9 protein-coding genes and 2 tRNA genes are annotated in these 14154 nt (G+C 41.1%); 8 read left to right on the plus strand and 3 right to left on the minus strand.

All coding sequences use genetic code 11. The features are described 5' to 3' along the window. The first annotated feature begins 394 nt into the window (after window positions 1–394). The gene (locus BP861_RS13690; RefSeq protein ID WP_292376450.1) at window positions 395–1558 is read left to right on the plus strand and encodes a 4Fe-4S binding protein; all 1164 of its coding nucleotides are present in this window, start codon (window positions 395–397) and stop codon (window positions 1556–1558) included. 147 nt (window positions 1559–1705) lie between these two features. After that, entirely contained in the window at window positions 1706–2314 is a 609-nt protein-coding gene (locus BP861_RS13695) for a sulfite exporter TauE/SafE family protein (protein WP_292376452.1), read from the plus strand. A 326-nt stretch (window positions 2315–2640) separates the two neighbouring features. Here BP861_RS13695 and BP861_RS13700 read toward each other — a convergent pair. Continuing rightward, window positions 2641–2715: transfer RNA gene (locus BP861_RS13700), tRNA-Arg, on the minus strand. Window positions 2716–3066: 351 nt separating this feature from the next. On the opposite strand from BP861_RS13700, the gene ilvE reads away from it, so the two are divergent. From ilvE to BP861_RS13715, 3 genes are all read left to right on the plus strand, one after another. Further along, window positions 3067–3945, plus strand: a complete 879-nt coding sequence (gene ilvE, locus BP861_RS13705) for a branched-chain-amino-acid transaminase (RefSeq protein WP_292376453.1) — start codon at window positions 3067–3069, stop codon at window positions 3943–3945. A 427-nt stretch (window positions 3946–4372) separates the two neighbouring features. Then, window positions 4373–6301: a molybdopterin biosynthesis protein gene (locus BP861_RS13710; RefSeq protein ID WP_292376455.1), complete on the plus strand. Its 1929-nt coding sequence runs from the start codon at window positions 4373–4375 to the stop codon at window positions 6299–6301. A gap of 393 nt (window positions 6302–6694) precedes the next feature. Further along, a complete protein-coding gene (locus tag BP861_RS13715) occupies window positions 6695–7789 on the plus strand; it encodes an OBG GTPase family GTP-binding protein (RefSeq protein WP_292376457.1) in 1095 nt (364 codons plus the stop codon). Window positions 7790–7843: 54 nt separating this feature from the next. On the opposite strand, the gene BP861_RS13720 is transcribed toward BP861_RS13715, so the two are convergent. Together BP861_RS13720 and BP861_RS13725 are read right to left on the minus strand one after the other, a co-directional pair. Further along, on the minus strand, window positions 7844–9955 hold the full coding sequence (locus BP861_RS13720) for a methyltransferase domain-containing protein (RefSeq protein WP_292376459.1): 2112 nt from the start codon (window positions 9953–9955) through the stop codon (window positions 7844–7846). 190 nt (window positions 9956–10145) lie between these two features. Next, the gene (locus BP861_RS13725) at window positions 10146–11408 is read right to left on the minus strand and encodes an anion transporter (RefSeq protein ID WP_292376461.1); all 1263 of its coding nucleotides are present in this window, start codon (window positions 11406–11408) and stop codon (window positions 10146–10148) included. Between the two features lie 152 nt (window positions 11409–11560). On the opposite strand from BP861_RS13725, the gene BP861_RS13730 reads away from it, so the two are divergent. From BP861_RS13730 to BP861_RS13740, 3 genes are all read left to right on the plus strand, one after another. Then, complete coding sequence (locus tag BP861_RS13730) at window positions 11561–11752, plus strand: hypothetical protein (protein ID WP_292376463.1); 192 nt, start codon at window positions 11561–11563, stop codon at window positions 11750–11752. 1596 nt (window positions 11753–13348) lie between these two features. Beyond that, window positions 13349–13421 (plus strand) — tRNA-Gln (locus BP861_RS13735). A gap of 61 nt (window positions 13422–13482) precedes the next feature. Next, on the plus strand, window positions 13483–13686 hold the full coding sequence (locus BP861_RS13740) for a hypothetical protein (protein ID WP_292376465.1): 204 nt from the start codon (window positions 13483–13485) through the stop codon (window positions 13684–13686). Window positions 13687–14154 lie beyond the last annotated feature (468 nt).

A 14154-nucleotide genomic window follows, 5' to 3' on the forward strand; every position in this document is an offset into this window, starting at 1 on the left:
TTCCGATTTTTCAGCTTTTAAGCCTATCTATAGGAAGCGTATCAACTTTTCTGTAAACTGAAATCAAATGTTTGGATATTTTGTCATGCAATACATGTTGTTTAACTGCACTCTTTTCTTAACTTACCTGCATTCAGAGAATCCTGATCAGTACCGTGTGAAAACGATACTCAAATCGCAAGTATGTGACCTTTCTGAGCAAACATTAACTTATTAATTTTTAAGTCAGTCAGTTTCTAAAGCCTCAGAAAACAACAGTAGTAACTTCTAGCTGGCGCTGAAATGGTCAGGACATGTTGCCAAAAAACTTCGATAAGTTTTTATATAATTGACAGGAAAAATTCTTTTTATCATTTAACATGCCCAATATTTTGGTGCCAGATGAGGTAAACAAGTGTGTCAATTAAACAAAAGCGATAATAAAGGAGCCAAATGCGGTACAGACCGTTTAAAGTATTCTTTCGCGGTCAGTTTTACTGCGGCAGTTATCACTAGTTTAATCATATTTTTTCTTGTAGGACAGGGAGATTCTTCTTCAGCTCATCTGGCAATCACCGCGTTTATTGTCATAGTAGGTACAGCACTGACTTTTTTCATCCTGTGGACTGGTAGAGTCAACCTTCTCCGCATGGTAACTTTTGTTGTAATGGATGGTTTAATTTTCACTATAGCACTCTCTCTGGAACATGAAGTGCATAGGGGCAGCATTCTGCTGACCGATCAAATCCTGAACAGTACTAGCGCTCCCATCTGTCCGATCACTATCCCGTTCGTAGCGGTACCATACTTTACCGAGGGAAAAATGGTCTTTCCATCCCCGGTCTCATCTCTGTTTGCCGTTCTCTTTATGTGGCTTGGTCTTGTACTTATCCTGGGACGAGGGTGGTGCGGCTGGATATGTTTCTTCGGATGGATGGATCAGTTTTTCGCATCTCTATTAAAGAAGCCTATTATACCTCTTGAAAACCCGCCAAAATGGGCAAAGCTGTTTCCTTATGCATTGATGCTGTTCCTGGTCCTGGTCAGTGCTGTCTTTCTGATACCTGTCTTCTGTGCTTTCATGTGCCCACTCCGGATAATATATGACCCGCCTGGCGTGACGACTACTTTCCAGTGGATTACAGCACTTATATTCGTGACTGGTGGACTAATCTTCCTGGTGATAGGCCCGTTGCTCACAAAGAAAAGGTTGTTCTGTAGCTTTATATGTCCACTTATGCCTGCCAATACTATAATTGGGGTCATCAATCCGTTTAAGGTAAAAATCGACACAAGCCTCTGCAAGAAATGTGGCTTGTGCGTAAAAAGTTGTGAGCTGTTCGCGATTACCAAAGAATCGCTTGCGAAAGGAAAAACGACAATCGAGTGTGCTAAGTGCGGAAAGTGCATGGACAAATGTCCTGCAGGTGCGATCGATTACAAGCTGATGTTTACTGACCAGAGAATTAGATTATGTTTTATTCCGCTGGCAGTTATCTTTAACTTGCTTATTGTGTCAGGCTTCATATGGATGATTGTACACTACCTGATGACCGGTGAGATAGGGAGTTTCGGATGATTGCATTTACTTATTGACTGGTAATAATGGAAGGTTCTGAAATGGCTATTGACAAAAAGAATATCAGGATATGGGTAATGTATCTGTACATGGTCCTCATCGTTGTCGCTGGTTTTGCATTGCTGGCGAAGTCATGAGCGGTGGTTAATGATCATAGAGGCGATTTCCCAGGGCATGCTGCTAGGACTGTCCACGGGCATTTTCTGCCTGGTCACCTGCGCTCCTGTATATGTGCCATTTGTCCTATCGGAAGATCGAAAGCTGCGGCAGAATATACTATCCATTGGAGAGCTTGCAATGGGTAGACTAATTGCCTACCTATTTTTCGGCTTGATCCTGGGAATTCTCGGCAAGCAGATAGACGGTCCATGGCTCAACAGAGCCGTAGGGACTGCTATGATTATGCTGTCCATCTTGATGCTAACCTTCGTGGTGGTAAAAAAATGGCCTCATTTCGGGTTGTGCAAGCTGAGTAAAAAATACGTGAATTATCCTGCTTTCTTTGGCTTCTTGACAGGAATCAATGTGTGTCCTCCATTCCTTCTGGCGATGTCCGCAGCTCTGTCTTATACCAATGTTACAGGCAGCATACTACTATTTGGAGGATTTTTTATTGGAACCTCATATTATCTCATATTGCTGGTGCCACTGGGCCTCGCAGCTAAAGTGGAAAGTATCAGGCAGATCGGCCTGATTACATCAGTAATGTCAGGAGTAATGTTTTTCGCACTGGGACTGAGGTACTTGTTATTATGAGAATAAATCTGGTTAAGTGACTTTTTGAGCTTCCGATTTTACAGAACGTTTGTAATTACTCTATCTATATCTCCTATGTTTTTGAAATGAGATTTTCCAAAGCAAAAGCTGCGCGTACTCTGGTAAAGCTGCAGCTATGTCAAAGCTCTTTACTCCAGAATAAACAGAAAAACAGAGGGGGAGGTAGAAAGTATAAAGCTTTACAGAAAGAGGGCAAGCATGTCAGAAGAGAAGAGAGCGAAAACAGTTTACGTAGGTAAATCTGAAGTAAGAAAAGAATTAAAAATGACTTTCAAAGACTAGTTAGAAAAAGGTAAAGAATTAAGCGGGCTCGAAGGGATTTGAACCCCCGACGTCTGGGTTAGAAGCCCAGCGCTATATCCTGGCTAAGCCACGAGCCCTTTTTGCTTTTTCTACTGCGGAATACGAAATGCGCGTTTTAGCATAAAAGCTTTTTGTATGGATACGTTAATTGGGGCTGTAAAAGCCTTAAAATGTTTGAATAGAAGCGGAATTGTAATATATATTTAGTATATACTCACTTACTCGGCATTTTACTTAGGAATTTGCCAGTATGGAAACTTCCCTGAGGCTTTGAGTATTTAAAACCCCGCGCAGAGCTTACATACTGTCAATGAGTGAAAAAAGTAAATGGTTTATAGGGTTTGTGTATTAAAACCACATTTAATTGACATTCTCAAGAAAATAGGTAAACCCTATAAAGTAGTAAGATTGCAGAGGATTGTTCGCAAATGAGTGAGTTACTGATCTACTTGGATGGGAAGTTTGTTCCCAAATCCGAAGCCAAAGTTTCGGTCTATGACCATGGTTTCCTCTATGGCGATGGTGTTTTTGAAGGCATAAGGGCATACAATGGACGTGTCTTTAAGTTAAAAGAGCATGTTGACAGGCTTTATGACTCAGCAAAGGCAATTGCAATGGATATCCCTCTTACAAAGGAAGAGATGAGTGAAGCAATACTTGAAACTCTTAGGAAAAATAACCTCAGAGATGCATATATCCGTCCGGTTGTTTCGAGGGGAGCTGGAGATCTCGGGCTTGACCCCCGCAGCTGTGAGAAGCCCTGCGTGGTTGTCATAGCCCAGGGTTGGGGAGCCATGTACGGTGACCTGTATGAAGTCGGGCTCAAAGCCGTCAGTGTCTGTGTCCGGAGAAATGCCCCTGATGCTATATCCCCGAATATCAAGTCCCTGAACTACCTGAACAATATCCTGGCAAAGATCGAAGCCAATGAGAAAGGAGGAGACGAAGCCATTTTCCTTGATCAGAATGGTTTTGTCTGTGAGGGTTCAGGAGATAATATTTTCATAGTCAAGAACAACAAGGTTCTTACTCCCCATACAATCAGCAACTTAAAAGGGGTTACCAGAGCCACAGCCATCGAACTTCTGAATGAGATGGGATGCCCCACCATTGAAGCAAATCTCGGCCTGTTTGACCTTTATACAGCCGATGAGATTTTCGTCACAGGTACCGCCGCTGAAGCTGCCCCAATAACCAAACTTGATGGAAGAATTATAGGTACAGGCAAGCCCGGACCCATGACAATGAAGATGGTTGAAGCCTTTGAAAAAATAACCAAGAGCACAGGCACCCCAATTTATGAGTAAAGGGCAGCCTGAAAAATGAAAGAAACAAAAAAAGAATAAAATCATGCGAGAATTTTCTCGCCATGATTCTTTTTTATCAGTTTTTTAGGATTGAAATTTCCATTTGGAACTTCATTTTAAACTCCTTTTGAAATCCCTTTTAAAATCACTTTTGAACTTCACTTTGTAATCCTTTTTGTACTTTTGTTTTGAATTTTCCTTAGCTCCTCCCATTTAAGTTTCCACTAACAGATTCCTTTCATGCAGTCTTTGAAAAATGATTTCTTCCAGGCTGGTCTCTCTGTGATGGCCTTTCTTGAAAAGGGGCGCCTTTGCGTTAACTGCTTGCAATATATTCCCTCAAAGGGAAAAATAAGTATAAAACAGGTCAGGTAATGCTATTAAACTAAAAACCCATCTGAAAGCCGTAGGTCAGGATTTGATATTTATGAAGCGCAAAGAGTTTAGGAAACTTATCTCAGTGGATAAGGCCCGAGAAATAATAAACAGTTTGCAGGTGCTTCCCAGAAAGGAAGCCTCTCCCCTTGAAAGCGCGTACGGTAAAATCCTTGCAGAGGATATCATTACCGAAATTAATGTCCCTCCTTTTCCAAGGGCTGTAATGGATGGTTATGCAGTCAGGGCAGAAGATACGTATGCCTGCAGCGAAACCGAACCTGTAGAATTCAGGCTGCTTGGAAACATCCCTGCAGGCTCTGATGCAAAATTTAAGGTTTCGGCAGGGGAAGCCGTTGAAATCGCTACAGGAGCCCCGATTCCAGAAGGCGCTAACGCAGTGGTCATGGTTGAGTACAGCTCTGAAGAAGGTGGGACCGTAGCGATTTACAGGCCTGTAACTGTGGGAGAAAATATCATGAAAGCCGGTTCGGACATCCGGAAGGGAGAACGTGTGCTCAGGGCAGGACGGAAGCTTGGGACCAGAGAAATCGGAGTGCTTGCTTCTATCGGAAAAAAGGATGTTCCTGTCCTTAAATTAAAAGTTGGAATAATCTCAACAGGAGACGAGCTTGTGCGTCCCGGAGAAAAACTTACCTCCGGAAAGATATACGACGCAAACTCTTATACATTATATGCCGGCATACATGAATGCGGAGCTTTCCCCCTGCTTTACGGGATTGTAGAAGATAACGAGGCAGCCATGAAAGAGGCACTTGAAACTGCGGTTTCTGAATGTGCCCTGATTCTGACTTCTGGGAGTACGTCATCAGGGGCCGGAGACGTGATGTACAGGCTCATAGATGAAATAGGAGAAACTCTTGCCCACGGCATAAATATAAAGCCTGGAAAACCTGTGGTTATTGGAGTAATAAAAGGCGTTCCCATAATAGGGCTGCCCGGAAACCCTACATCTGCATTAATGATTTTTAACGAATTCGTTATCCCCCTACTCAGAAAAGCCCTTGGAGAAGGTAAAGAACTCAAAAAAACGGAAAAAGGAATTATGGGTACCGGTTTCCGTTCAGAAGGACGACAACAGCTTCTTCCTGTAGGCCTGATCCGGGGAAAGATTTATCCTGCGGATAGAGGCTCAGGTGCCATAACCTCTCTTTCCGGGGCAGATGGCTTTATTGAAATTCCGTCCAGTACAGAGTTTATTGAAGCGGGAACCCCTGTAGAAGTAACCCTTTTCGGCGAGGTTGAAAAACCTGACCTCCTGATAGCAGGCGGCTCCTGTCCTGGCCTTGACCTGCTTGAAGATCTCAGCGGACTTCGTTTCAGAACCCTTTACACAAGCTCAAGCGGGGGCTTCAGCGCAATTGCCGCAAATACGGCAGATATTGCAGGCGTGAATATGCCTTCACGAGATTCCAGAGGACAGGATGGAGTCCTGTATAACATCCCTACAATTGAGAATATGGGACTTTCAGGCGTTGTCCTTGTGAAGGGGTACAAGCGGGAAGTAGGGCTTCTTGTCAGTCAGGATAAACCGATTTCCGGGCTTTCGGACCTCCCGGGAAAAAACCTGATTAACCGGAACCTGGGTTCAGGCACAAGAGCTCTTTTAGACCTGAAAATTGCAGAATTTGTAGCTGGAAAGGGAATTAGTAAAAAGGAGTTTACGGATTCAATTTCCGGATATGACTCAGGAGTAAAATCGGAAGTAGCTGTCTGTGAGGCAGTCGCCTCAGGAAAGGCTGAGGTAGGCATAGGAAAGAAAGCCTGTACCGAAAAGAATGGTCTCCAATTTATAAAATTTGCAGAGGAAGAGTATGATTTTCTGATAAGGAAGGAAATTATGGAAACTCCTGAAGTCCGCAGGTTTCTGGAAATTCTTAATTCCGCAGAATTCGCTTCAAAGCTTCCCGACGGGCTACACGTGTATGAGAGGACAGGAGAGATAATCTTCTTTGAATAAAATTAATATTATCGAATAGGAGAGAAAGCCCCTTTGAGATAGTTTCTCCCTTGAATAAGAGAGTTAAATAAGAGAGACACTCTTTTTGAACATTAGAGGTTTTTCTTTGAACAAGCTTCTGGTGAAGAAATTTTCACCGGCAGCAGTTTTCAATAAACTTTAAGTATTATTATAATTATTATGAGATATAAATATTCTGAGTAGCCCTATTATTAAGAACCAGTAAATAAAACCATTCCATAGGTATATATATTTCATTCAACTATTCAGGATAAAATATCCAGATACGGATCTCTTTTGGATCAAAAAGGCTTGTAGAAACCGTTTGGACGCGGTTTCTTTTTCCTATAATATGAAAATCATTTCTTTAGTCCCGAAATCGGCAGGTTCCAGATGAGCAGCATACAGGAGCAAATACAGGAAGTCGAAGACGAACTTCGAAAGACCGTGTACAATAAGGCAACTTCCCACCATATAGGCCGCCTCAAAGCCAAATTAGCCCGCCTGCGAGACGAGGTGGAAAAGAAAGCCTCAGCAAAAGGAGGAGGGGATGGGTACTCGGTCAGAAAATCAGGAGATGGAACCGTAACCCTTGTAGGTTTTCCATCAGTAGGAAAATCTACGCTTCTGAACAAAATCACGGGTGCCAAGTCCGCAGTGGCAGCATATGAGTTTACTACCCTTACAGTTGTGCCAGGCGTAATGGAATATAAAGGGGCAACAATCCAGTTCCTTGACGTCCCGGGACTTGTAAAAGGCGCATCTTCGGGGCGTGGGCGCGGGAAGGAAGTCATATCAGTTATCAGGAACTCTGATATGGTTATATTTTTGCTTGATGTCTTCCAGCCCAAGCACTACGAAGTACTCATGGACGAACTCTATCAGGCTGGCATTCGCATAGACCAGGAGCCCCCTGATGTTGTAATCAAGAAAAAAGAGAGAGGCGGGATAGAGATCAACTCAACCATTGATCTTGACCTGGATGAAGAAACTATCAAGGCTGTGCTGGATGAGTACAAGATCCATAACGCCAGCGTACTTATAAGGGAAAACATAACTGTTGATCAGCTTATTGACATTGTCCTGAACAACCGCAGTTATGTGAGGTCTCTTATCGCTGTTAACAAGGTTGACCTAGCCTATCCCCAGTTGATTGAAGAATGTAGAGAGCTATACCCGAACTCGATTTTTATTTCAGCCCATGAAGGCATTAATATCGAGACTCTCAAAGATGCTATCTATGACAGATTGGGTTTCATTCGAGTCTACTTAAAACCACAAGGTCAGCCCGCAGACATGGAAGAGCCCTTGATAGTCATGAGTGGGACCAATATAGGCCAAATTTGTGACCGCTTGCACAGGGATTTTCGCAGGAAATTCCGCTATGCCCAGATATGGGGTACATCTGCAAAACATCCGGGACAGAGAGTAGGCATAGACCATAGAATGCAGGACCAAGATATTCTTACAATTATCATCCAAAAGTAAAAAAGCAGAGAGGCGAAAGAGAAAGATTAATTTCGCATCTCACATTTTTTTAATTTATACGCTCTCAAAGGCATGTACTGTTTTGGAAGGATTTGAGAAAACATTTTTCTTTCGATTATTTCCGGATTCCATACAGTTGCTAGCTTCGATTTCTTCCTCAAACTCGGCAGCATATTCAGCCGGACTTTTTCGGGGAGTGGCTTCAGACATTTTCCTGGAAAGCTCAACTTTTCCGTCATTTCCAAGGCCATATCTTTCCTTTGCAGCTTCGATAATGGCTGCAAGCATTCCGGAATAGGAGATATTGGCATAAGCTGCCATCTTTGCCAGATGACCGTCCCAGCACCAGCCAGGGTTTGGGTTTACTTCCAGAAGCCTTGGTTTGCCTTCGGCATCAAGCCTCCAGTCAAAGCGAGCATAATCCCGGCAGCCCAGCCTGGTAAAAAGAGTAAGACAAGATTTTACAATCTCTTTTCTGGTTTTTTCCGTAAGATCGGCAGGTACGGATTTGATATTCCAGTAAGGAGAGTCCGGAAGCCATTTTGCTTCATAACCGCAGATTTTTGGAAGTTCGTCCGGCACTCTCGAGTAATCTTCTTCCGTAATAGGAAGTATAGTGCATGCAGGCGGATTTCCAATAATCCCAACACTGATGTCTTTCCCGGGGAGGAATTCTTCCAGTAAAAAAGGCCTGCTAGAACCCATTTTTTCCCGGGTTGCCGCAAGAATTTCAAGAAGCTCCTCAAGGTTGTGGGCAATGCTATTCTGTGTAATCCCAAAACTTGAATCCCCTGAATTAGGCTTTACAAGCAAGGGGAAAGATAGAGAGAGCTTTGAAAGATCTGAGTCTTCGGTTACAAGCATTCCCTTTGCTACAGGAATATTCATCTCTCTGGCAACGCCCCTTATAATGGACTTATCGTAGCAAAAGGCAAGACATTGAGGGCCTGCTCCTGTATACGGGAAATTGAGCTGTTCAAGCAAAGCCGGAACATGAAGCTCTTTTGTGGGATCGTTATAGAACCCTTCATCACAAAGATTAAGTACAAGATCAATTTTTGCTGCCTTTTTCTTCAAGTCCTCCAGCAGTGTTTCATGCCTATCAAGGAAAGTAAATCTCATGAGAGGGATTTCTGCAAGTGCCTTTTTCATTCTCTCAAGCGTATCGAAATCATCATCATCAAACACACATGCAGGCTTTACCTGATCTTCTTTTCTCGGGTCTCCGAGTACAACTGCAATATTCATTGGCTTTTTGTTCCTGGCTTCCTGAAGAGAAGGAGGCCAGGGTTTTTCAACAGAGGCTGAGACCAAGATTCTCTGCTCCATCATACCCGCATCCTGAGTGCTTGAAGATACTGGGCTGAAAGTAGTATGAAAAGCTGGACTGCTAAATCCTGATGCGGTAAGTAACTCAAAAAGGCTTTCCTTATTGTACAATCTCTCAGCGTAAAACTGGTCTGCAATTACCCCCCTGTCAATACGATTTATTACTTCCCTGCAGATTAGCCGATCCCCATCGGCTGAAAGAGCTCTTTCCCTGCAGACAAAATACTTTCTATCCAGCCATTCCCACGATCTTGGCTGGAAGCTCTTTTTCATATGATCTCCGTCAACAGCATCAATGAAAACTCTGCCCCCTGGCTTCAAAACTCTGAAGATTTCTTCAAGAACCTTTCTATCCTGGAGTGTTGAATCGAAGTAACCAAAACTGTTGCCCAAAATAGTGACTACATCAAAAGTATCAGAGGGATACGAAAGCTTTCTTGCGTCTCCTTCTCTAAACCGGACCTGCAGATTATCTTTTTGTGCTCTGTTTCTAGCTTTCCTTATAAGGTACTGGGATCTGTCATATCCCTCAATATTCAAAAAGCCCCTTCTTGCCAGTTCCAGTACATGTCTCCCCTGTCCACAGCAAAGATCAAGAATTTTTTCTTCAGGAGACACCCCCAAAATGGAAACAATGAGATCTACCTCTTTCTTGGTAACCTCCATATCATCTAGAAGATCGGCATCGGTCTTAAGGTAAAGTGAGTTAAAAAGAGTCTGCCACCAGTCGGACCGGACATGAGTCTCAAGGTCTTCAACAGGCCCAAAGGTTTTCATCTGTACAGTACCCCTGGCGCGTTTGCGCCTGGTATTTGGATCTGTATTATTCTGGGTCATGATATTAGATCTTCCACAAAAAAGTGTATGTGCTTTGAGTATATCAAGTTTATTGGAGGGTTAAGCTTCATTTATATACCCGTAAAAAGAAAAGAGGGAGCTTATTAAGGATTAATAAGTCTCTAAATTTAATATAAAGAGATATTAAGCCTTCAAAGTACAAAATAAGAGAATTAATAACTTTTGAAGTTTAGAGAAAGATAAAGTAAGTAATGGCGTCTAAAAGCGTTATTAAGATCCCAATTTTGGAGAATTCGGCAAATGAAAGGGTTTTTCCCTCTTTTTCCGCGTTTTGAATAATTATAACGTTGCTTGCCGCTCCCAGGATAAGAAAGTTTCCTGCAATTGTACTTCCCGCAGCAAGCGCCATCAACTGCCCTTGAGAAGCTGTACTACCTATGGCAGGCAGATAGAGCGCAACAAAGGGAACGTTAGAGATAAGTTGGCTAAGCCCGATGCTGAGTGCTAGAATCATTGACACAGAGCCTAACTGAGGAGACATCCTGGCAAGCAATTCCTGACATGTTCCGGAAATCCATACGCTTTGCATTAGTACAAACATTGAAACGAAAAAAACCAGAGTTGCCCAGTCAATATTTTTCAGGATCTCAACACGCTTTCTACTAAGCAGGACAGGAGACGCGGAGAAAAGGGCAATCCAGCTAAGACTAAAATCCCAGGCAGGCAAAAATTCCACCAGGAAAATCTTACAGGCTATGAGAATCAGCAAAAGGGAAAGAGCCATTTTTGAGACACTGGCAAGTTCAGGGTCGGTAATGACTTCTTCAGAATGAGTAAGGGTTGATTTTCCAAATTCTTCCCGAAAAAAAAGTTTTAGCACGGCATAAGCAATTAAAAGGCATATAAGGGTTGGCAGGGCAAGTGAACGCAAAAATGTTAAAAATGGAGAATCCAGATTTCCACCAATTGCTATGAGGAGATTCTGCGGGTTTCCGATAGGACTCATAACGCTTCCTGTAGTTACCCCGAATGCCAAGGAAAAGAGCATGAGTTTGGGAGAGATATTGTACTTTCTAGAAAAACCCAGAACAAGCGGAGTACCCATGATAGCCAGGGTATCGTTCATGAGAATTGCGGAAAGAATTCCTGTAGAAAAGAGCACAAGCAAAACAAGTTGATCAGTGTCTCTTGCCCTGGAGACTATCCGGTTCCCTAGCCAAGCAAGATACCCACTCCTGTTAAGTGCTTCGCCCACACAAAAAGCCCCAAAAAGGAAGATGAGCACATCCATATTAATTGCGGCAAGAGCTTCTTGCGGGGAAATCTCACCAAGCAATAACACCAGTATCGCTCCAAATGTCATGATCTGCCAGATCTGTAGCCTTAAAGATCCGACTTGCCTGAGAGCGGTGAGTATAAAGACACCCAGAAGAATAAGCACTGAAAGATCAGGTAAAGGTACAGGAGAGGACAGTATAAATTCTGCTAACATAGGCCCCACGAACTTGACAATATATATTTAGAATGTGGTACTAGCTTTAGTATAAAAGTCCTGCGCTCATAGGGGGATTTTTCTGCAAAAAACGATTTAAATGTACAAGAAGGTACGAAATCCTTAACATAAACTGATAGATATTTTAAAGTATGACAATCTTGTTTCCTTTTTCTGCTACTATCCTTCAAGAAAACGGTTTTTATATCTCAATCTGCCCTGAAGCTGATATAATTTGCAAGGGAACCACTATTGAAGAAGCTATTGAAAACCTGAAAGAAGAAGTGGAAAATTTTCTAGGAGAAGAGCTGTCTCAAGGATTTTCGAAAATTGAATTTTACTGAAATACTACTGAATTTGAAATTTATGGTTCTCTTCCTTAGACTTAAATATACTACCCTGAAAACCTGAGAAATCAGGATAGGTATCAATGGTTCATCGATACCTTCGTCATACCTTCATCATAAACGAGTTATGAGTAAAAGTACCTTGAGTGAAAGTATCTTATCAGGAATATAGACCTTATCCGTTATAGAAAAATAGGAAAAAATATCCTTTATTGAAGAATAAGAAAAAGCCCGAAAGCTTTTTGTTCCTTTTACCATAGCCCCCGATACGGTTGGTCTGAAGATATACTCCCCCAAGCATATGATTCAGAACAGGATCAAAAGCTTCCGGGCAATTCTTTATTTTACTTATTTACTATTCATACCCGTTACTTACTCGTTCTGTTATCTCCATCCAAGTACGATATAGAATAATCCCTGTAATTATTTTAAATTAATTATACCAAAAATTAGTCTCGAACGAAAAATGCTTTCGAATAAAAAGTTTTAAAATCAAATTATAATTTCATATTAAACGAGTTTTTAGCGTTAACCAAGGATTAAAAAGCCTTAAAAAGGAAATATATTAAAAAAGGTATAATCATGAGTGAATCTATGATTCATAATCTGGCGGAAGCTATTAATAAAAGTTTACGGTGTATTTTCAATACTTCAAGCTCTTAAAAAGTAGTAAGATAATAAAAAGGTAGAAAAGAACGAAAAACTTGGTAAACTCGGAAAAAAAGTAGGAAAACAGTAAGAAAATACCTGGAGGCCCTGAATTCGTTTGCTGTATCCCCCAATAAAGTCTCTTCGAATATTACGCTCCCCCAAGCATACTGATTCGAAGAAGAATCACCAGCCTCCAGGTTACTTTCTTATCTATTGTGGTAAGCCCACCTCACTTCTTAACTCCATAATATACTAAGAGCATAAATTATTTTAAATTAATTATATGAAAATTTGTTTTTAATCAAAAAGTAGTTTGAGATAAAAGATTTCAATATCAGCATAGAATCGGATGTGGAACAAGATTTTTTGGTCAATAGCAGTTTAATAGTCTAGATCAAAAAAGTTTGTGAGATGAAAAGCTGTTGGCAAATCTGAGCACGTGGTAAATAACAGAATCAGCAGATAAATAATTGAATATATAGGAAAAGGCAGAAAGGTAATAGTATTAATAAAATAATAAAATACCAAAAAATAGAAAAGAACATTAAAGTTAAGTAAGAAGAAGCCCGAGAGCAACTCAGTTCCTTTACCGTATCCCCCATACAGCCGCTTCCGATATGCTCCCATCTTAACATATCCTGAAGCAAGAACTTCCAGCTCCCGGGCAGTTCTGTCACAACCCGCTACTTAGCTATTCAATCGTATGTATCCTCTTCCAACTCCACAATATAGTAATGAAATAAATTATTTTAAATTAATTATCTGAAAAATTGCCTGTAAGCGAAAAATCATTCAATAAGAAATATTTTAAAGCCGTAAAAGAACTGTATAAATAAATGAAGGTATAGAAAGATTTTGATGGATAAATTAACACAAAATAGTCTTGATCTGGCACAAAAATTAAGTACATGAATTAATCTATAAGTAAAAGCTTTAATGTGCAGTCCTGTAGGGTAGTGGTCAATCCTTCGGGCCTTTGGAGCCCGGGACAGCGGTTCGAATCCGCTCAGGACTATAAAATCATTTTTAATAATTCTAATTAATACTACTATTTTTCAAACTTCTTTTTACATTTATTGTACTTTTGGGAAGAAGGTAATAGTCAGAACCCTTCTTGCTCGATATTTGTCCTTGAAGACGATGATGTGAGGTTAAGTTATATGCTCGAAGGCTCTAACGATTACAGCCCGGCAAAGACGGGAGAAAAGAAGAAAACGAAAAAGGCAGATGGAAAAGCAGTAAAAGATGAAAAAAATATCTACAAGCTAAGTGTTGAGTAAAAAAGTTGGTTGTAAGGTGGTTCACAAGGTTTGACCTTCACCAATGAAGTATATTACGGGATCAGATTTCAAGCTGTCCTGAATTTGCTTCATTTTACAGATACGCGTTAATGAAGTATATTACGGGATCAGTTTTTAAGCTGTCCTGAATTTGCTCCATTTTACAGATACGCGCAATGAAGTATATTGCGGGATCAGATTTCAAGCTGTCCTGAATTTACTCCACAGATTACTTCCTCATGAACCAATTTATATTATGTAAATACTATTATAAAAAACTAGTTATTTCATTAAACTTATTTAATCAGTTTGTATATTTAATGGGCTCATTCCAAAACTTGGTCGCCTACAGTTACCTGGTTGATTTTATTTTTCAGAATTGTCAGATCAAGGAGTTCTTCTATTAACCTGCACAATGTCAATACAAAAGGTAAATCTAATGCGTTGGCAATTAGTTTGAGAAACTTA

This window comes from Methanosarcina sp. UBA411, assembly GCF_002495725.1.
GTDB lineage: Archaea > Halobacteriota > Methanosarcinia > Methanosarcinales > Methanosarcinaceae > Methanosarcina.